Origin of the sequence: Serratia sp. CY27727, from assembly GCF_052169275.1 — a bacterium.
Lineage (GTDB): Bacteria > Pseudomonadota > Gammaproteobacteria > Enterobacterales > Enterobacteriaceae > Serratia > Serratia sarumanii.
Window position 1 is genome coordinate 14993 of sequence record NZ_JBJNLB010000018.1, and the last position, 19645, is coordinate 34637.

The window sequence follows — 19645 nt, forward strand, 5'->3', positions numbered from 1 at the left end:
AACGCATTTCCTGTTATACATTGAGTTTAACGAATTTCCGCACAGACAGGGCGGGGAATGAAAATAACAATGCAAGACAACATCAAACCGGAGTACCACCATGGCTAACTATTTCAACACATTGAACCTGCGTCAGCAGTTGGCGCAATTGGGTAAATGCCGCTTTATGGCGCGCGACGAATTTGCTGACGAAGCCGGCTACCTGAAAGGTAAAAAAGTGGTGATTGTCGGCTGTGGCGCCCAGGGCCTGAACCAGGGGCTGAACATGCGCGATTCCGGTCTGGACGTCGCCTATGCCCTGCGCAAAGAAGCGATCGACGAGAAGCGCGCTTCCTGGCGCAAGGCGACCGAAAACGGCTTCAAGGTCGGCACCTACGAAGACCTGATCCCGCAGGCGGATCTGGTGGTCAACCTGACGCCCGACAAGCAGCACTCTTCCGTGGTGCGTGCGGTGCAGCCGCTGATGAAAGACGGCGCGGCGCTGGGTTACTCCCACGGCTTCAACATCGTTGAAGTGGGTGAGCAGGTGCGTAAAGACATCACCGTGGTGATGGTCGCGCCGAAATGCCCGGGCACCGAAGTGCGCGAAGAGTACAAGCGCGGCTTCGGCGTGCCGACCCTGATTGCGGTTCACCCGGAAAACGATCCGAAAGGCGAAGGCATGGCGATCGCCAAGGCCTGGGCGGCGGCGACCGGTGGCCACCGCGCCGGCGTGCTGGAGTCCTCCTTCGTCGCCGAAGTGAAATCCGACCTGATGGGCGAGCAGACCATTCTGTGCGGCATGCTGCAGGCGGGTTCGCTGCTGTGCTTCGACAAGCTGGTTGCTGAGGGCACCGATCCGGCTTACGCCGAGAAACTGATTCAGTTCGGCTGGGAAACCATCACCGAAGCGCTGAAGCAGGGCGGCATCACCCTGATGATGGATCGCCTGTCCAACCCGGCCAAGCTGCGCGCCTATGCGCTGTCCGAACAGCTGAAAACCATCATGGCGCCGCTGTTCCAGAAGCACATGGACGACATCATCTCCGGCGCTTTCTCCAGCGGCATGATGGCCGACTGGGCGGAAGACGATGTGAAATTGCTGACCTGGCGCGAAGAGACCGGCAAAACCGCGTTCGAGAATGCCCCGCAGTTTGAAGGCAAAATCAGCGAGCAAGAGTACTTCGATCACGGCGTGCTGATGGTGGCGATGGTGAAAGCGGGCGTTGAGCTGGCGTTCGAAACCATGGTCGATGCCGGCATCATCGAAGAGTCGGCTTACTACGAGTCGCTGCACGAGCTGCCGCTGATCGCCAACACCATTGCGCGTAAGCGTCTGTATGAAATGAACGTGGTTATCTCCGATACCGCAGAGTACGGCAACTACCTGTTCGCCAACGCGGCGGTGCCGTTGCTGAAGGACTTCATGACCACCCTGCAGGCGGGCGATTTGGGTAAAGCCGTGGCGGGTACGGCGGTGGACAACGCGCAGCTGCGTGACGTGAACGAAGCGGTACGCAGCCACCCTATCGAAACCGTCGGCCGCAAACTGCGTGGCTACATGACCGACATGAAACGCATCGCCGTTGCGGGCTGATTTCCCGCAAGGCAAAGCACACAGAGCCGGCAGCGATGCCGGCTTTTTTATGCCTACGGTGGCGTGATCAATTGCCGTTCGAGGCAGCGACGGATCGCGTGTTTGGCGTTGGCGACCCCCAGCTTACGCACCGCATTGCCGATGTGAAACTTCACCGTGCCGGTTTTTATCCCCAGGATCAGCGCGATCTCATGGTAGGTTTTGCCCTGGCTGGCCCAGTAGAGGATTTCCCCTTCGCGCGGCGAGAGCCGGTCTGTCCGGCTCGCCTCGGCGCTGGCCAAGGCCAGAGCGTGCTGGTGGGTATCGACCAATACCATCTGCAAGCTGGCCCTCTCGTCTTCCATCAGCTGCCGCAGTTCGGCGTCATCGGTTGCCGTGGCGCTGATCGACAAGATCGCCAGGTTGTTGTCGTGATCGTGCAAAACAAAGCTGCAGCCGTGCACGATGTCGTACTCCCGCGCCTGGCTGAAGATCTTCCGGTAATGCCGATCCTCGGTGGTGACGGGGGTGTCGTGCCACATAAAGGGCGCGCAGCGACTATGGGCGGCGCGCACGACGGGATCGATGCGCTGATAGCGATTGGCGCTGTAGATGTCCAGCCATTCTTGCGGGTAGCTCGAGACCAGCAGATGGCGATCGGGAAGGTGTTTGTTGAAGGTCAAATAAGCGTATTTGAATTGGCTGAAGGCGTGCAGTCGGCCGTCAAGATGCAGTCTTGCGGCGACGGCGTTGGCGAATGTGACGGTCATTGGTAACCTCCCTGTCGTTCGCGGCTCAGCCCGACCTGCACCAAAGTCCAGCTAGTCAGTGCGGCGGATTGAAATTTATACTCGGCTAATAAATTCAAAAAGGCAGCAATGCCAAGACCCGAGCTTAGCAGCTCTGGGCGGAAATAAGCCAACGCCAGGGAAATTCTTTCAATCATCCTCTCATCAATGCTTCTGGGATCTATTGTGCGGGCGGCGAGGCTACCTCGCCGCCGCCTTATTGGCTATGCGGGCATCGCCGCTGCGGGAATGATGGCGCCGCGGTGTTGGATCACCGTTGCGGCGAGCAGGTGGCCGCGCTGCGCCGCCTGTTGGGCGCTGCCGCCGTTCAGGCGTTCCGCCAGATAACCGGCGCTGAAAGAGTCGCCCGCCGCGGTGGTATCCACCACGCGCTCCGGCGGCAGCGCGATCGCCGGCACCTCAAGCCGCTCTCCCTCCACGCTGAACACCAGACAGGCATCCGCGCCGCGTTTGATAACGATCTCACCGACGCCGAGGGCCTGCGTGCGCGCCACCACCTGTTCAACCGGCTGCACTCCCCACAGCAGCTCTTCGTCATCCAGCGTCAGGAAGGCGATGTCGGTGCAGGCCAGCACCTCACGGTAGGCCTGCTGTGTTTCCTCACGGCTGTGCCACAGGCGCGGGCGATAGTTATTGTCGAAGATAACCTGGCCGCCGTTGGCGCGGCAGCGGCGCAACAGCGCCAGCAGCTTCGTGCGGTCGGCAGGCGCGAGGATCGCCAGGCTAATGCCGCTGAGATACAGGTAATCGAACTGCGCCAGCCGGGCGCACAGTGCGTCGGCCTGGGGGCCCGCCAGCCAATACCGGGCGGCGGCGTCGTTGCGCCAGTAGTAGAAGGTGCGTTCGCCGGCGACGTCGGTTTCGATCACGTACAGGCCCGGCAGTTTGTTTTCCAACCGCTGAATCAGCCCGGTCTCGATCTTCTCCTGCCGCCAGGCCTGCAGCATCTCGTCGCTGAAGCTGTCGGTGCCGAGCGCGGTGACGTAATGCACCTGCAGCGTCTGTTCCGGCATTTGGCGGGCGAGGTAGACGGCGGTGTTGAGGGTATCGCCGCCAAAGCCGCGCGTCAGCTGTGCGCCCTGCTGCGACAGTTCGATCATGCATTCGCCGATCACGGCGAGATTTCGGATAGACATCGTCAATAAGCCCTGGCTAAAGAAGAAGCAACAACCGCCAGTCTCCACGCAAGGCGGTGGGGTAGTCAATAAATTAAAACAGTGTTTTAATTTTTTATGATCGCGATCGGCCTATGCCAAAACAGGGTGAAGAAGAAACCGTGCGGCAATTCGTGCTTAAAGTTTTGCGCGGCGCGGCCGATAAGCTGGGTAAAGAAACAGCGGCAGCGCTCTCACTTCCCCGCCACGGCGATAGTACCGATGATAACCAACCTGATCTCGGGTCTGCTGGCGCCCTGTTTTGCCCTCTATGCCTGCGCCAAATCGCGGCGCTACTGGCGGCAATGCCGGCGCTTGTATACCTTCCAGCCGATTTATCGCACCAGTGGCGCGCTGCTGGCGGTGGAACTGCTGACGGCGGTATATCACCCGAATGAACCGGACAAACGGCAATCCCCGGAACAGTATTTTTCCTCGCTCGGCGTCGCCCAGCGTGTGCGGGTGATCCAGGAACAGCTGGCGCTGTTGCAGCGCTGGCAGGCATTGTTCATTCGCCACGCGGTGATGGTGTCGGTCAATATCGACGGCATGGCGCTGCAAGCGTTGCAGCGCCATAGCGAGCTGCAGCGGCAGATCGCCGAGATGCCCTATCTGCGCTTCGAACTGGTGGAGCACGCCGAAACAGCGTCAAACCGCCCGTTGCACCAGATGGTCGGCGGCGAACGGCTGTGGCTGGACGATTTCGGCAGCGGGCTGGCCAACTTCTCCGCCGTCGGCGCCTGGCGCTATCAATACATCAAGGTAGCGCGCGAATTGTTCACCTTGCTTAAACAGTCTGAAGAGGGCGTGCAGCTACTCGGCACCCTGATCAAGATGATGAACCAGCACAGCGACGGGGTAATCGTCGAAGGCGTGGAAACCGAGCAGGAGTGGCGGCTGGTACAGCGTTCCGGCGCGTTGGCCGCGCAGGGTTACTATCTTTCCCGCCCGGCATGCTTTGAAACTTTACACAGCGTACCGACGCTGTTCGCCGCGCCCGGCGCGCCGGCGTGAACTCCGGCCTATCCTCAGCTAATCTTAAACGGGGCTGCTCATTCCTTTTCCTTTCATTCGGCAGCCCGGTTTATGTGCTGAGGGAGCCCTATGACAAGAACAGGAAAGGTTTTCAGCTGGCTGGGCGGCATTGTGCTGCTGGCGATCGCCGCGCTGGCGATCTTCATCGCTACCTTCGACTGGAATCGACTCAAGCCCACCATCAACGACAAAGTGTCGGCTGAACTGCGGCGGCCGTTCGCCATCCGCGGCGATCTGGGCGTCGACTGGTCGCGTAACCGGGATGAGGGCGGCTGGCGCGCCTGGGTGCCCTGGCCGCATATTCACGCCGAAGACGTGTGGCTGGGTAACCCGAAAAACATGCCCGGCGACAGCATGGTGACGCTGCAGCGCGTCGACGCCAGCATCGCACCGCTGGCGTTGCTGAAGAAAGAACTGCTGATCCCGCGCATTTGGCTCAAGCAGCCGAATGCGTCGTTGCAACGCCTGGCCAACGGCGACAACAACTGGACGTTTGACCTGGCCGCTGGCCAGGATCCGCAGCAACCGCCTTCCGACTGGTCGTTCACCGTTCACGACATCGTGTTCGACAAGGGGCAGATCGCCTTTAAAGACGCCACGCTGAAGGCGGACTTCCGCGCCGTCATCGATCCGCTCGGCAAACCGCTGCCGTTCAGTGAAGTGACCGGCAAACAGAGCAGCGGCAAGGCCGCCACTCCTGACTACGTCTTCGGTTGGCAGGTCAAGGGCAAATACAACGGCGAGCCGCTGAGCGGCAGCGGCAAGATTGGCGGCATGCTGTCGCTGCAGAGCGCCGATCTGCCGTTCCCGCTGCAGGCCGACGTGCGCTCCGGCAGTACCAGGGTGGCGGTGGCGGGCACCTTGACCGATCCGCTGAACCTCGGCGGGCTGGAGGTGCAGCTGAAATTTTCCGGCGAAAGCCTGGGTAATCTCTATGGCTTGACCGGCGTGCTGCTGCCGAATACCCCGCCGTATGCGACCGATGGCCATCTGATTGCCCGCCTGCATCAGCCGGGCGGCGCCGTGTTCGAATATCAGAAATTCGACGGCAAAATCGGCGACAGCGACATTCACGGCGATTTGAAATACGTTGCCGGTAAGCCGCGGCCGACGCTGAGCGGCGCGGTGAGCTCCCGGCAGCTGAGGTTGGCGGATCTGGCACCGCTGATCGGCGCGGACTCCAACGCCGCCAAAGCCGGGCGCGGCGAGAAGAGCCGCCAGCCGGCGGATAAAGTGCTGCCGGTCGAACAGTTTGATACGCAAAGCTGGCGCAAGATGGATGCGGACGTGAAGTTTGCCGCCGCGCGCATCGAACGCGGCAGCGATTTGCCGCTGAGCGATCTGGCCACGCATCTGAAGCTGAACAATGGCGAACTGCGCCTGGATCCGCTGCGCTTCGGCATGGCGGGCGGCAGCCTGAACGCCGTGGTGCGCCTCGACGGCGGCAAAAAGCCGATGCGCGGCCAGGTGGATATGCACGCGCGCAAACTCCAGCTCAAACAGCTGTTGCCGAACGTGGCGGCGATGAAGCGCAGCCTCGGGCAGATGAACGGCGACGCCAGGCTGACGGGCAGCGGCAATTCGGTAGCCGAGCTGCTGGCGACCGGCAACGGCGACCTGCGCCTGTTGATCAATAACGGGGTGATCAGCCGCAGCCTGATGGAGATCCTTGGCCTGAACGTCGGCAACTATCTGGTGGCGCAGCTGTTCGGTGACGATGTGGTGGGCATCAACTGCGCGGCGGCGGACGTCGGCATCCGCAACGGCGTCGCCGCGCCGCGGCTGTTCGTGTTCGACACCGAGAACGCGGTGATCAACATCACCGGCAACACCAACCTCGCCACCGAACGGCTGGATTTGTCCATCGATCCGGAAAGCAAGGGGATGCGCGTGCTGACCCTGCGCTCGCCGCTGTACGTGAAAGGCACCTTCAAGCACCCCGACGCCGGCGTCAAAGCCGGGCCGCTGATCGCCCGCGGCGCGGCGGCGGTGGCGTTGGGCGCGGTGCTGACGCCGGCGGCGGCGCTGCTGGCGCTGGTTTCACCCAGTGAAGGCGGCGAGGAGAACCAGTGCGGGCAGATCCTGCGGGAGATGAAAGGCAAAAAATAGTCAGGCGTGCGGCGGCGGCGTGAGTAGCCGGCAGTCGTGATCCTGGATCTCTTCCGCCGAGGCCAGGGTAAACGGCAGCAGGCTGCGCTCGGTCGCCAGCAGCAGGAAATCGCCGTCCGGCAGCGCGGTCATCGCCAGGCCGAAGCTGCCCATGCGCCCTTCGGCGCGCGGCAGGCCGGAAGCCAACAGGCGGAAGGCGCCCTGTTGTTCCAGTTCGGCGGGGGTCACCCGCCGCCCCAGATAGTCATGCCCCAACAGGCCGCCGGGCAGCGGTTGCCATTGATCGATAAAATCGGGGCCGATCTGCGCCAGCCGCTGTTTTACCGCCGGCAGCAGGCAGGAGATATGAATGTGCAGCTGGTTTTGCGTGCGGCCATATTCCGAGTTGATCGCCAGTGAAATATCGCCATCGTCGATCGGTTTGCCATAGCGTTCCGCCATCACGTGGCGCGCGCGCCAGGCCTGGGCGAAGAAATTCGGCGTAGTGGCGTCCAGCACCGCCGGGCTTTCTATCCCGGTGATTTTGGCGCTGGGCATCAGCAGGTATTGCAGCGGCCCGTTGCGATCTTTAAACACCACGAAGCCGGCCGGCACATCTACCTGCGCGCAGGGCGCCGGGTTGTCATGCGCTTGCTGATTGGGCAGACATTGCTGGCTGACGATGCGCCACAGCGCATCGGGATGATCAGGCTTCAACCCGTAATAGAGCGCGATGGCGAGAGCCGCCAGCAGCGCAACGCAGACAAATACCCCACGACGCAGAGACATCGGCCGATCCTGTTACCGAGAGAAACATCCAGCATAGCCCGGTTTTATGACAGTAAACGAACAACGCGTGCGGCCCCCGCAGTGAGGGGGCCGCAGGGGATCACAGCGACCGGTGGCGGGTTTCTTTCATCAACAGCAGGGCCAGCAGCGTCAACCCGGCCATCGCCGCCAGATACATGCCGACGTAGAACAGCCCGTAGTGGGCCGCCAGCCAGGTGGCGATATAAGGCGCCACGGACGCGCCGAGGATCGACGCGACGTTGTAGGAGAACGACGCGCCGGTATAGCGCACTTCGGTCGGGAACAGCTCCGGCAGCAGCGCGCCCATCGGGCCAAAGGTCAGCCCCATGATGCTCAGGCCGCACAGCAGGAAGCCCATCACCAGCGCCTGATTGCCGGAACCCAGCAGGGGCGGGAACAGGAACGCGAAGCCGATCATCAGCAGGGTAATGGCGATCATGGTCTTGCGGCGGCCGAACGCATCCGCCAGCAGGCCGGCGATCGGCACCATCACGCCGAAGCCGATCACCGCCACCATCAGCATCCACAGGAAGCTGTTGCGGGAGTAGCCGAGGCCCAGCGGCTGCGGCGCGGTGCCGTAGGTCATCGAATACACCGTCATCAGATAAAACAGCGTGTAGGTCGCCAGCATGATGAAGGTGCCGAGGATGGTGGCTTTCAGATGCTTGCTCAGCAGCGTGCCGAGCGGCACTTTCACCTGTTTGCCGGCCTTGGCCACTTTGGCGAACACCGGCGTTTCATGCAGCGATACCCGAACGTACAGGCCGATCAGCACCAGCGCCGCGGAGAGGATGAACGGCACGCGCCAGCCCCATTCCATAAACTGCTGGTCGCTCAGCAGCCAGGAGAGCAGCAGGAAGGTGCCGTTGGCGAAGAAGAAGCCGATCGGCGCGCCCAACTGCGGGAAGGAGCCGTACAGCGCGCGCTTTTTGGCCGGCGCGTTCTCCGTCGCCAGCAGGGCGGCGCCGCCCCATTCGCCGCCCAGCCCCAGGCCCTGCCCAAAGCGCGCCAGCGCCAGCAGGATAGGGGCGAAGATGCCGATGGTTTCATAGCTTGGCAGCAGGCCGATCAGCACGGTGGAAATCCCCATGGTCAGCAGCGAGGCGACCAGCGTGACCTTGCGCCCTACCCGATCGCCGAAGTGGCCGAACAGCGCAGAGCCGATAGGGCGTGCGACAAAGGCGACGGCGAAGGTGGCCAGCGACTGCAGCGTCGCGGTGGTCGGGTCGCCCTGCGGGAAGAAGATGTGCGGGAACACGATCACCGCGGCGGTGGCGTAGATGTAGAAGTCGAAGAACTCGATGGCGGTGCCGACCAGCGAGGCGACGATGACTTTCCCGCGGGAGTTCACCGGTGTGGACGCCTCGTCGGCGTCGAGTGGGGGTGCGATGGTGGCTTGCATAATATTTCTTATCGTTAGAGGGGGTAAAAATCCATCTTAGTGACAGCATGCGGCCTTTTCAACGCGGGAGCCTTGGGTAACGCCGCTCCTAACCGGTTAAAAAGACTAATGTTTTACCGGGCTTCTTTTCTGCAGCGTTAAACGTTGAGAAATGGAGTTCGCGCAGAGGGAATGGCTGTAAAAACGGCAAAGAAAAGTGACTTGGCAGTTTGTTATGCTGGTTTTCCGGATGGCGCACCGTGCGATTCAGATGTATTGACTGGTTTTTTGGCTGTTAACCAGATGAACGTGCCGGTGTGTGCGATAACACCGGCACGATTGCATGGCTTCAGCGCGCTGGCGGCTCGCGTTCCGGCAACGCTTTGTCGCCTTTGTAGTCGGCGGTGGCGATCCAGGCGGCGCAAAACAGCGTCAAACGAGCGAAGAAGTAGAAGAACGCCATCAGCCCGATCACCGATCCGAAGGCCGCGCCGGAAGGCGACTTCGCCACCTGCGGCAGCGTCATGGTCATCACGAACTTGATCACTTCAAAACCGATGGCGGCGAGCAAGGTGCCGCGCAGCAGCGCTTTTTTCTTCGGTTTGTGGCGCGGCAGCATCCAGAAAATCCACAGGAACAGCAGATAGTTGGCGAAGATCGAGATCGACAGCGCGATCGTCGTCAGCGCCGGCCGAAGCCATTCGATGCCGTCCAGCCCCAGCGCGTTGACGATCGCCGCCTGCGCCGACCCGGCGACCGAGGTCAGCGACAGCGTGATAATCAGCGCGACCACCAGGCCGGTCAGCGAGATGAAGTCGCGGGTGTATTTGAAGTAGATTTTCTCCTGATCCTGCGGATTGCGCTCCCAGACATCGCGCGACTGCGCGCGGATCGCCTCGCGCAGATTGCCCATCCAACTGATGCCGGAATAGAGCGCCAGCGCCAGACCGGTCAACCCCACGGTGGTGCGCTGCTGAATGGCGGTATTGACGGTGTTCTTCAGCGTGCTGGCCAGCGTCGGATCGCTGATGCTGCCGACGATCCGGTTGATCAAGCGGGCCAGCAGATCCGGATTGGAGGCCAGCACGAAGCCGGCGGCGGCAAACGACACCATCAGGATCGGGATCAGCGAGAGGAATGAAAAATAGGTGATGGCGGCGCCGAACTGGCTGCCCAGCCGATCGTTAAAGCGTTCGGCCGCGCGCAGCAGGTGCGCCACGCTCGGCCAGGCTTTGATGCGTTCAATCAGACGTGAAAAACCACCGATGCGGCGGTCGAGGGTCTCATGGCCGGTCTTGATGGCGATAAGCGGCTTCGGCGGCGTGTCTTGTGCGGGCTGGCGGCGTTCCTGGTCTGGTCCTGTAGGCATTACTTCACGATTTCCTTAACGTTAAACGGCATGTTTCAGCATTGATTATAGCCAAAGCCCCGCGGCGTTTTGAGCGCCGGGGCGGCAAACGGTCATTTTCCGAGCTTAGCGCGTTAGCGCCTGGCATGAAATGCCGACGATGGCGCGATAGGTAAAATTCCTATGAAAACCCCGTGGCGCCTCAGTTTTTTTCACTTTCCTACCTCCAATTTTTATCTGTTTCGTCGGCGAGAAAGCGTTTACTCATGATGTGGCGTTGCGCTTTGCCGCTCGCCGCTCCGCTGCAGCCGTAGGGGCTGGAACGGTCTCATCCGTCATCAACAGAAAAACTGGAAGGTCTTATGAAATTGCTTAATCACCCCACCTGCCGCCCGTTTACCGAAGCGGGCAATCTGTCGCAGCTGTCCGCCTACTATGAAGAGGGGCGGCACATCATGTGGATGCTGCTGCGCGCCGCGCCGCGCCCCTGCTTCAACCAGGCGCTGATCGAAGACATCATGACGCTGGCGCAGGCGGCGAAGGAATCTTCGCTGCGGTTCGATTTCTGGGTCACCGGCTCGCTGGTGCCGAACATGTTCAACGTCGGCGGCGATCTGCAGTTCTTCGCCGACGCGATCAAAAACCGCAAGCGCGAGGCGATGATGGCCTACGCGCGCGCCTGCATCGACTGCGTGCATGCGGCGGCTCGCGGTTTCGACACCGGCGCGGTCAGCATTGCGATGGTCGAAGGCAGCGCGCTGGGGGGCGGCTTTGAAGCGGCGTTGGCGCACCATTTCGTGCTGGCGCAGAACAATGCCCGCATGGGGTTTCCGGAGATCGCGTTCAATCTGTTTCCCGGTATGGGCGGTTACTCGCTGGTGGCGCGCAAGGCGGGCATGCGCTTGGCCGAGGAGCTGATTTGGGGCGGCGAGTCGCATACCGCAGAGTGGTTCGAGAGCCGCGGGCTGGTAGATCAGCTGTTCCAGCCCGGCGACGCCTACATGGCGACGCGCACCTTTATCGATACCATTCGGCCGAAGCTCAACGGCATGCGCGCCATGCTGCGGGCGCGTCAGCGCGTGTTGCAGCTGACGCGCTCCGAGCTGATGGACATTACCGAAGATTGGGTGCACTCGGCCTTTACCATTGAGGAAAAAGACCGCGCCTACATCGAGCGGCTGGTGATGTTGCAGGATCGCCATACCCTGAACCTGCGTCGTGCCGGCTAACCTTAACGCGCCCGCCTCATGCGGAGGGTGAGCGCGGGCGATAGGACTGCAGCCAATGCTCCAGCTGTTCCGGGAGCATTGGCCGCGCAAACAGAAAGCCCTGTTTTTCGTCCACGCCGACCTCGTCGAGGAAGTGGTTTTCGCTCTCGGTCTCCACCCCTTCGGCGATCACCCGGAACGCCAACGCCTCCGCCGCCGCAACGATCGCGCGCACCAACGATTGCGATACCGGGTTGAAATTCACCCCGCGCACGAAGCTTTTATCCAGCTTGATGGCGTCCAGAGGAATGCGCGCCAGCTGCGCCAGCGACGAATAGCCGGTGCCGAAGTCGTCGAGATGCACCTGCGCGCCCAGTTCGCGCAGCCGGGTGATCAACGCGCGCGCGCGGTTCTCGTCTTCAATCAGGCTGCTTTCGGTCAACTCGAAGTCCAGCAGACAGGGGGCCATGCGGTGACGGCGCAGCACCCCGAGCAGGTCGTTGACGATGCTGTCATCAGCCAGCTGACGGGCAGAGAGGTTGACCGCCACCCGCAGATTCAAGCCCTGTTCTTGCCACTGCGCCGCCTGCCCGGCGGCGGTCTGCAGCACCCATTGGCCGAGCGGGCCGATCAGGCCGGACTCCTCGGCGTAGGAAATGAACTGCATCGGTGGGATCAGGCCGCGCTCCGGCGAATCCCAGCGCACCAGCGCTTCCACGCTGTGCACTTCACCGCTGCGCGCGTCGATTTTCGGCTGGTAATACAGCACCAGCTGATTTTGCTCCAGCCCTTTGCGCAGGTTGGTGTCCAGCCACATGTATTCGGCGACACGTTTATTCATCTCCGGCGAGAAGACGGTATAGGTACGTTTGCCGTGCTCCTTGGCGACGTACATGGCGGTATCGGCGCTGCGGATCAGGCTGTCGAGATCGTTGCCGTGCTCCGGGCACAGCGCGATGCCGATCGAACAGCCGGTATACACCTCAATCAGGCCGATGCGGAAAGGGGTTTTCAGCCTGTCGATAATGCGCTGCGCCAGCGTTTGCAGGCGCTCGCGATCGGCTTGCGGTGCCAGCACCAGGAATTCGTCGCCGCCGAGGCGGGCGAGCACCTGGTCCGGGCCCAGGCAGCCGAGGATCGCCAGCGCGACCTCGACCAGCAGCCGATCGCCGAACATATGGCCGTAGGCGTCGTTGACCTTTTTGAAGTTGTCGAGATCGAGATACACCAGGCCGAAACTCTCTTCGCCGCGCGTGGCGATGGCGTGATTGATCTTGTCCTGGATGGCGTTACGGTTCGGCAGGCCGGTGATGAGATCGGTGTTGGCCAGCACCCGCAGCCGCTCCTGCGCCCGGCGTTCTTCGGTGATGTCGGTACCGGAGCAGATCAGAAAGACTTCGTTTTTGCCGCTGCCGCTGTGCACGAACTTATTGCGGAACAGGAACAGCCGTTCGCCCTTGACCGTCTTTACCCAGCGTTCCACCTCATAGGACGAACCGTTGCGGAAGAAGCCGGCGATGTTGCGCCGCGAAGCGGCGGCTTCTTCCGGACTCATAAACAGCTGGAAAACGTTTTTGCCGATCACCTCGTGTTCGTGCAGCCCGGTATACTCCTCGCTCAGCCGGTTGAAACGCTGAATGCGGCCGTGTTGATCGACGATCACGATCACCGAGTTGGCTTCGGACACTACCTGCTCGGCGAAGGATAGGCCGTGCACCAGGTCGCGCGCCACAGATTGGGTGTCGCTGAAGGCGGAAGCGGTGCCCGCCCATTCGAGGTTGTTGACGCGGCGCCCGACCAGATGCAGATGCAGCGGTGCACCGGCTAGCGTAATGGTCAGCTCCAGGCTGGCGGTGACGCCGGTCAGGCGACGGATTTTCGCCGCTTCCATGGCGCTGAGCGCCACCGCAACGTGGGCTTTGCCTTTAACGGCGGACAGCTCCAGGGCATTGCTGTCAAACGCCAGCCGCCAGTGGGGGCTTTGGGTGCCGAAGTGGGCGTTAAGAAGCTCAGGGCCTTGGTCTGCGGGCATGATGATTCCTCAAAAGAGCACGGGCGGCCGGTCAGCACAGCTCCGGGCAGCCTGTTGGCCCGAAAGCGATCGCCGTACGCATCTGTGCATCATATAACAGGTTTTCACAGGCGGAGCGGGTGATGGGAACTATTATATAAGCAATGATTAGTTTTGCGGTGTAAACGTCGCCCGGCGGCCGGTTGTCTTAAAGTGTAGGAGAACATCGGATCCTGTGATGCTGGTACTGACTTCCCCCGTTATCGGAAAACGGTTGATGCAAGGTTGCCGTGCAGGCGAGTAAATTATAGCGGTAAGGGGAAAGCGGAAAAATAACTCCACCGGGGGGATTGTTGCCGGGAAATTAAAATTTCCATCAAATAAACGCCATCTTCATAGTTTTCTCATAATTGGTGAATAAATCCGAGACGGGTTTTAAAAAGTTTACACACCCTCGCATTACTTGAAATTTATCAGCCTATTATTATCTCCGACGACGAATGAGCCTGTTAACGTACAGCGCTCCTGATGAAGAAAAACTTTTAAGGAAATGATTATGCGTAAATTGACGGCTTTATTTATTGCTTCCACGCTGGCCCTGGGTTCTGCTTCCGCGGCGTTCGCTGCAGACACCACTGCCCCGGCGGCGGATGCGGCGCCGATGAAAATGATGCATCACAAGGGTGAAGGCAAAGGCGGCCCGTTCGCCGGGCTGAACCTGACCGAGCAGCAGCGCCAGCAGATGCGCGATATTATGAAAGAGTCGCACCAGAAGCGCGGGCCGGGCATGAAAGAGGAGCGCCAGGCGCTGCACAATCTGGTCGCTTCCGACAGCTTTGACGAAGCGAAGGCGAAGGCGCAAATTGACGCGATCGGCAAAGCGCAATCCGAACGCATGCTGGAGCGCGCCAAAGCGGAAAATAAAATGTATAACCTGCTGACCCCTGAGCAGAAAAAACAATACAATGAGAATTATCAGAAACGTGAGCAAAAGATGATGGACCACATGAATAAAATGAAGGCGCAGATGTCCTCCGATCAGTAATATCCGCTCGCGGTGAATAATAAAGGGCCAGACTATTTGTCTGGCCCTTTTTCTATTTGGCGTTATCACTGGCAGGCTATGAAGTGAGTGATAATCATTCTCCGCCGACCATGTGCCGGAACTGCTCGGCAACGGCCTGAGCAAAGCGCGGGTCGTTAATATGATAAGGCGTTTTTATCAACCGGCGTTTGTCGGTGGCGTGCACCGTTTCTTCCAGCGCTTGCGTAAAGGCGGCCAGCGCCGCCTGATCCCAGAACGGTTGCCCGGGCGCGTCCAGAGCCGATACGCCGCCCGCCGGGATAACGAAACGCACTTCGCCCGCGCAGGCGTTGATTTTTTCGCCCATCCAACGCCCCATTAACGCATTCTCCCGCGCGCTGGTGCGCACCAGCGTCACTTGCGGGTTGTGAGGGTGGCGCAGACGGTTGGCATAGCGAGCCGGCACCGTGTTCGGTGCGCCGAAGTTGATCATGTCGATCGCGCCGCAGGAGAGCACGCACGGGATGCCGGTACGCGCGATGGCACCGAAACGATCGGTATTGCAGGGCAGCACGCCGCCAAACAGGTGATCGGCCACTTCGGTGGTGGTCAAATCGATGGCGCCGTGCAGTTGGCGGCTATCGATCAGTTTTTCCAACGCTCTGCCGCCGCTGCCGGTCGCATGAAACGTCAGACAATCCCATTGCGATCCCAACTCGGCAATCAACGCCTGAACGCAGGGCGTGGTGACGCCAAACATTGTCAGGCCGATCGCCGGCTTGTCGTCGTGAGAGTCGACGGCGGCGAAGCGGACTGCACCGGCTATCTGGCGCGCCGCGTTGCCCAGCACCCGTCGCGAGATGCGATTCAGGCCGGCGAGATCGGTGACCGAATACAGCATGCTGATATCGCTGGCGCCGACATAGGCGGAAACGTCACCCGCCGCCATGCTCGAGACCATCACTTTCGGCAGACCGATCGGCAGTTGCTGCATGGCCGGCGTGATGATGGCGGTGCCGCCGGAGCCGCCCAGGCCAAGCAGGGCGGCGATATCGCGGCGCGTCAGGATAAAGCGTTCGAAAGCGGTCGCCATGGCGGCGATCGCCTGGCCGCGGCTGGCGCCGAAGACCGCGCCGGCGCCCGCCGGATGGTGGCGAGCGACCTCTTCTGGGCCGATATCGGCCGGGGAGTCAAACGGCAAGCTACGGGTGGAGAGATCGACGGTTCGCGTGAGTAAATCCAGGCTGGCAATCAGCCGCCGCACATACTCCAACTCTTGTCCTTTCGTATCTGCCGTGGTAGCAATATAGACAAAATTTGAAGTATCTTTCATGGGTTTTTCCGAGGTGATTCTAATTTTTATTTTAAAAATTAATGTATTATATTTTTTTAGGTGCCCTGGTGTTGGCATTTAAATTAAATTGATTAATGTATTTATATAATGAGACGGCAGTATCATTTTTGCAAGGGCAGCTCAGTGCAAAATGGGACTTCTGTCTCATTTTGAGCTTTTTGCGCGGCCGAGCCTTTGTCGTCAACCTGTCGGCAGTGGCGTATCTCCAGCCGCGCAAGCATGTACAGATGTATGAGGTTTAAGTGCCGATAAATGCTTTTCCCACCCCGTTCGATCCTTCACTGACGTCCACCCGGGCAAAAACCTACCGTTTGTTGCTGGCCAGCGCGATGGCGCTGTATGACGAAGGCGCGTTTCCTTCGATCACCGAACTGGCGGCGCATGCGCAGGTATCGCGTGCGACCGCCTACCGCTACTTTCCGACCCAGAGTGCGCTGATTAGCGCCGTGGTGGCGGAAAGCCTGGGGCCTATTCTGGAATGGCGCCCGCAAGACGATGATGCCCTGAAGCGCATCCAGCAGTTGCTGACCTTCGCCTATCCTCAGATGGAACGGCACGAGGGGGCGTTGCGCGCGGCGTTGCAGCTCTCTTTGCAGCAGTGGGCGCACGCGACGCCGGGCGAAAAATTCGTGCGCGGCAACCGCAAGCGTCTGTTGGCGCTGGCGGTAGAACCGCTGCAGGGCAAACTGCCGCCGGACTCTCTGCAGAGAGTGATTCATGCTTTCTCGCTGATTTACGGCTCGGAGGTGTTCCTGGTGCTGAAAGATATCTGGGGGCTGGAGCTTGAGAGCATTCAGGACGTCACGCAATGGATGGCCAAAGCCATCCTTCGTCAGGCGGAAGAGGACGCGACGAACCGCAAAAAAACATCAGCAGGATAATCCAATTTTTGCCGATGGCTGACTGAAAAACCAGCATAATTCACTGAGTGAATATTGGCAAAATTTATAATTAAAAGTGATAAAAGACGCCTGTTAAGCACTTTTCAGGCGGCCACACCCTTCATTTACCCCTGAATTATATTTTTATTTATCAGTTAATTAATATTTATTCCCTCACGTGCTATCGCCGCTCCGATACCGCCAAGCGTCATTGTCATTTCTTATCGTCGCTGGCCTGATTCACCCCTGAAACTTTCTCCCCTCCCGCCGAACTGCCGGATGACACATTAAGCGCACTTGAGATTGTTGTGCTTTATTTATTTGGTATTACCAAACTGTTACACAAAAAATCTTATAAAACATTTGCAAACAACAACGGACGGTATCTGGGATGGAGAAGAAACTTAGAGGAGTCAAATCCGCTCGGGCGGCCTTCGGCTGGCCTGAAATCGGAGTTCATCGCGCACAATGGAGCGCGATGCTGATCTGCCTGACGGCGATCGGCGGGGCGCAGGCCGCCAGCTATATAGAGAACGGCAAAGCGGGCGATCCGGCCAGCTGGCGCAGCAGTGAATTCAACGCGGAATGGGGGCTGGGGGCGATCCACGCCGACCAGGCCTACGCCGCCGGTTATACCGGAAAAGGCATCAAACTTGGCATTTTCGATCAGCCGGTCTACGCCAAGCACCCGGAGTTTGCCGGTGAGAATAAGGTGATCAATCTGGTTACCGAAGGCATCCGCGAATACACCGATCCCTATATCCCGGTGAAAAAAGGCGACACTTTCCGCTATGACGGTACGCCGAGCGTGGACTCCGATGGCACGCTCGGTTCGCACGGCACCCACGTGGGCGGCATCGCCGCCGGCAGCCGCGACGGCGGCGCCATGCACGGCGTGGCGTTCAACGCGCAGATCATCAGCGCCGAAAACGGCGATCCCGGCCCGGAGGACGGCATCATCCTCGGCAACGACGGCGCGGTGTACCAGGCCGGCTGGGATGCGCTGGTGGCCAGCGGCGCGCGCATCATCAACAACAGCTGGGGCATCGGCATTACCGAAAAGTTTGAGGAGGGGGGTTATGACCCGGCTTATCCACACTTCACGGTGAACGATGCGCAAAAGCAGTTCGATCAGATCAAACAGATCCTCGGCACCAAGCCCGGCGGCGCCTATCAGGGCGCGATCGACGCGGCGCGCAGCGGCGTGGTCACCATCTTCGCCGCCGGTAACGACGGCAATCTGAATAACCCCGATGCCATGGCCGGCCTGGCCTATTTCGTGCCGGAGATTGCACCGAACTGGCTGTCGGTCGCCAGCTTGCAGGATCCCTCTAATAGCGGCGACTACAGCATCAGCACCTTCTCTTCCCGCTGCGGCTACACCGCCAGCTTCTGCGTTTCGGCGCCGGGCACCCGGGTATACAGCTCGGTGATTGAAGGCACCAGCGTGGAGAATCTGACGACCGGCTACGCCAAATACAGCGGCACCTCGATGGCGGCGCCGCACGTGGCCGGCAGCGTCGCGGTGCTGATGGAGCGTTTCCCGTATCTGAATGGCGCGCAGGTGGCGGAAGTGCTGAAAACCACCGCCACCGACATGGGCGCGCCGGGCATCGACGCGCTCTACGGCTGGGGGATGATCAACCTGGGCAAAGCCATCAACGGCCCTGGCATGTTGGCGACCGTCGAGGATATTCCCGAAGAATTCCGCATCCCGGATCCGACGGGCGTGGCTTACGGCCCGACCCAGTTCGTGGTGGATCTGCCGGGCGTCGGCGCGGTGCTGGACAAGGGCAAACCGACCGAGCGCGTCTGCAGCGATGTGCTGTGCGGCTTGGACTTCTGGAGTAACGACATCTCCGGCCACGGCGGCCTGACCAAGCAGGGCATCGGCACGCTGGTGCTGACCGGTAACAATACTTATTCCGGCCCGACGCTGGTCAACCAGGGGCGGTTGGCTGTCAACGGCTCGGTCACTTCGGCCGTCAGCGTGCAGAGCGGCGGCATCGTCGGCGGCAGCGGCACGCTCAGTTCGCTGACCGCCCGTGATGGCGGCACCGTGGCGCCGGGCAACTCGATCGGTACCCTTAACGTGGCCGGCAACGTCAGCTTCGAGCCGGGTTCGCGCTACGCGGTGGAAGTGGGGCCGAACGGCCAGAGCGATCGGATCCAGAGCAGCGGATCGGCGACGATCGGCGGCGGTGAGGTGGCGGTGACGCTGGAGAACAGCCCCAACCTGCTGACGCAAGGCGAGGTGCGCAGCCTGCTGGGCCAGCAGTACACCATCCTGAGCGCGCAGCAGGGGGTGAGCGGGCAGTTTGACGCGGTGGCGCCGAACTACCTGTTCCTCGGCACCGGGCTGAGCTACCAGCCGACCGGGGTGACGCTGAGCGTCGGGCGCAACGGCACCAGCTTCGCCAGCGTGGCGCAGACCTCGAACGAGCGGGCGGTGGCGGCGGCGGCGGATGCGCTGGCGGCGGGCAACCCGGTGTACGAGAGCCTGCTCAGCAGCGGCACGGCGGGCGAAGCGCGGCAGGCGTTCCGTCAGCTGTCGGGGCAAATCCATGCGGACATCGCCTCGGCGCTGGTGAACGACAGCCGCTACCTGCGCGAGGCGCTGAACGGGCGCCTGCGTCAGGCGGAAGGGCTGGCGAGCTCGTCGGCCATCAAGGCGGATGAGGGCGGTGCCTGGGCGCAGCTGCTGGGGGCGTGGGACCACGCGTCGGGCGACGCCAATGCTACCGGCTATCAGGCCTCGACCTACGGGGTGTTGGTGGGGCTGGACTCGGCGGCGGCGGACGACTGGCGGCTGGGGGTGGCGACCGGCTACACCCGCACCTCGCTGCACGGCGGGTACGGGTCGAAGGCGGACAGCGACAACTACCACCTGGCGGCGTACGGCGACAAGCAGTTCGGGGCGCTGGCGCTGCGCGGCGGGGCGGGCTACACCTGGCACCGCATAGACACCAAGCGGTCGGTGAACTACG

Annotated in this window: 15 protein-coding genes; 7 read left to right on the top strand and 8 right to left on the bottom strand. The window is 61.0% G+C overall.

All coding sequences use genetic code 11. From position 1 onward, the window contains the following. Nucleotides 1-100 precede the first annotated feature (100 nt). A complete protein-coding gene (gene ilvC, locus ACJ8HB_RS24230; RefSeq protein ID WP_033636408.1) occupies nt 101-1576 on the top strand; it encodes a ketol-acid reductoisomerase in 1476 nt (491 codons plus the stop codon). Between the two features lie 53 nt (nt 1577-1629). Here ilvC and ACJ8HB_RS24235 read toward each other — a convergent pair whose 3' ends face one another. From ACJ8HB_RS24235 to ACJ8HB_RS24245, 3 genes are all read right to left on the bottom strand, one after another. Next, entirely contained in the window at nt 1630-2325 is a 696-nt protein-coding gene (locus ACJ8HB_RS24235) for a LuxR family transcriptional regulator (protein ID WP_047570087.1), read from the bottom strand. Beyond that, nucleotides 2322-2501, bottom strand: coding sequence for a hypothetical protein (locus ACJ8HB_RS24240; protein ID WP_033649970.1), 180 nt, complete (start codon nt 2499-2501; stop codon nt 2322-2324). Before ACJ8HB_RS24240 ends, ACJ8HB_RS24235 begins: the two co-directional genes overlap by 4 nt. Before the next feature lie 66 nt (nt 2502-2567). Beyond that, nucleotides 2568-3500 carry a sugar kinase gene (locus ACJ8HB_RS24245; RefSeq protein ID WP_094860204.1) on the bottom strand — a complete coding sequence of 311 codons (933 nt, stop codon included), beginning with the start codon at nt 3498-3500 and terminating at the stop codon, nt 2568-2570. 240 nt (nt 3501-3740) lie between these two features. Here ACJ8HB_RS24245 and pdeH point away from each other — a divergent pair, with 240 nt between their 5' ends. Together pdeH and ACJ8HB_RS24255 are read left to right on the top strand one after the other, a co-directional pair. After that, nucleotides 3741-4532 carry a cyclic-guanylate-specific phosphodiesterase gene (pdeH, locus tag ACJ8HB_RS24250; RefSeq protein ID WP_047570089.1) on the top strand — a complete coding sequence of 264 codons (792 nt, stop codon included), beginning with the start codon at nt 3741-3743 and terminating at the stop codon, nt 4530-4532. A gap of 90 nt (nt 4533-4622) precedes the next feature. Next, on the top strand, nt 4623-6662 hold the full coding sequence (locus ACJ8HB_RS24255) for an AsmA family protein (protein ID WP_047570092.1): 2040 nt from the start codon (nt 4623-4625) through the stop codon (nt 6660-6662). Here the strand turns inward: ACJ8HB_RS24255 and ACJ8HB_RS24260 are convergent, their stop codons facing one another. The 3 genes from ACJ8HB_RS24260 to yhjD form a co-directional block, all read right to left on the bottom strand. Continuing rightward, nucleotides 6663-7430, bottom strand: a complete 768-nt coding sequence (locus tag ACJ8HB_RS24260) for a CDP-diacylglycerol diphosphatase (protein WP_033654494.1) — start codon at nt 7428-7430, stop codon at nt 6663-6665. Between the two features lie 100 nt (nt 7431-7530). Then, complete coding sequence (locus tag ACJ8HB_RS24265) at nt 7531-8853, bottom strand: MFS transporter (protein ID WP_033636402.1); 1323 nt, start codon at nt 8851-8853, stop codon at nt 7531-7533. Nucleotides 8854-9181: 328 nt separating this feature from the next. Then, the gene (yhjD, locus tag ACJ8HB_RS24270; RefSeq protein ID WP_033636401.1) at nt 9182-10201 is read right to left on the bottom strand and encodes an inner membrane protein YhjD; all 1020 of its coding nucleotides are present in this window, start codon (nt 10199-10201) and stop codon (nt 9182-9184) included. A 341-nt stretch (nt 10202-10542) separates the two neighbouring features. Here yhjD and ACJ8HB_RS24275 point away from each other — a divergent pair, with 341 nt between their 5' ends. Continuing rightward, nucleotides 10543-11409, top strand: coding sequence for a crotonase/enoyl-CoA hydratase family protein (locus ACJ8HB_RS24275; protein WP_033636400.1), 867 nt, complete (start codon nt 10543-10545; stop codon nt 11407-11409). A 16-nt stretch (nt 11410-11425) separates the two neighbouring features. Here ACJ8HB_RS24275 and pdeR read toward each other — a convergent pair whose 3' ends face one another. After that, a complete protein-coding gene (gene pdeR, locus ACJ8HB_RS24280; RefSeq protein WP_047570094.1) occupies nt 11426-13420 on the bottom strand; it encodes a cyclic di-GMP phosphodiesterase in 1995 nt (664 codons plus the stop codon). Between the two features lie 535 nt (nt 13421-13955). On the opposite strand from pdeR, the gene spy reads away from it, so the two are divergent. Then, nucleotides 13956-14444, top strand: coding sequence for an ATP-independent periplasmic protein-refolding chaperone Spy (gene spy / locus ACJ8HB_RS24285; RefSeq protein WP_033636398.1), 489 nt, complete (start codon nt 13956-13958; stop codon nt 14442-14444). A 94-nt stretch (nt 14445-14538) separates the two neighbouring features. Here the strand turns inward: spy and ACJ8HB_RS24290 are convergent, their stop codons facing one another. Continuing rightward, complete coding sequence (locus tag ACJ8HB_RS24290) at nt 14539-15756, bottom strand: Tm-1-like ATP-binding domain-containing protein (RefSeq protein ID WP_047570096.1); 1218 nt, start codon at nt 15754-15756, stop codon at nt 14539-14541. Between the two features lie 263 nt (nt 15757-16019). Between ACJ8HB_RS24290 and ACJ8HB_RS24295 the strand changes: the two genes are divergently transcribed. Then, nucleotides 16020-16658, top strand: coding sequence for a TetR/AcrR family transcriptional regulator (locus ACJ8HB_RS24295; protein WP_047570098.1), 639 nt, complete (start codon nt 16020-16022; stop codon nt 16656-16658). Nucleotides 16659-17136: 478 nt separating this feature from the next. Then, on the top strand, nt 17137-19645 hold a 2509-nt coding region (locus ACJ8HB_RS24300), incomplete at its 3' end, for an autotransporter outer membrane beta-barrel domain-containing protein (RefSeq protein ID WP_442520203.1).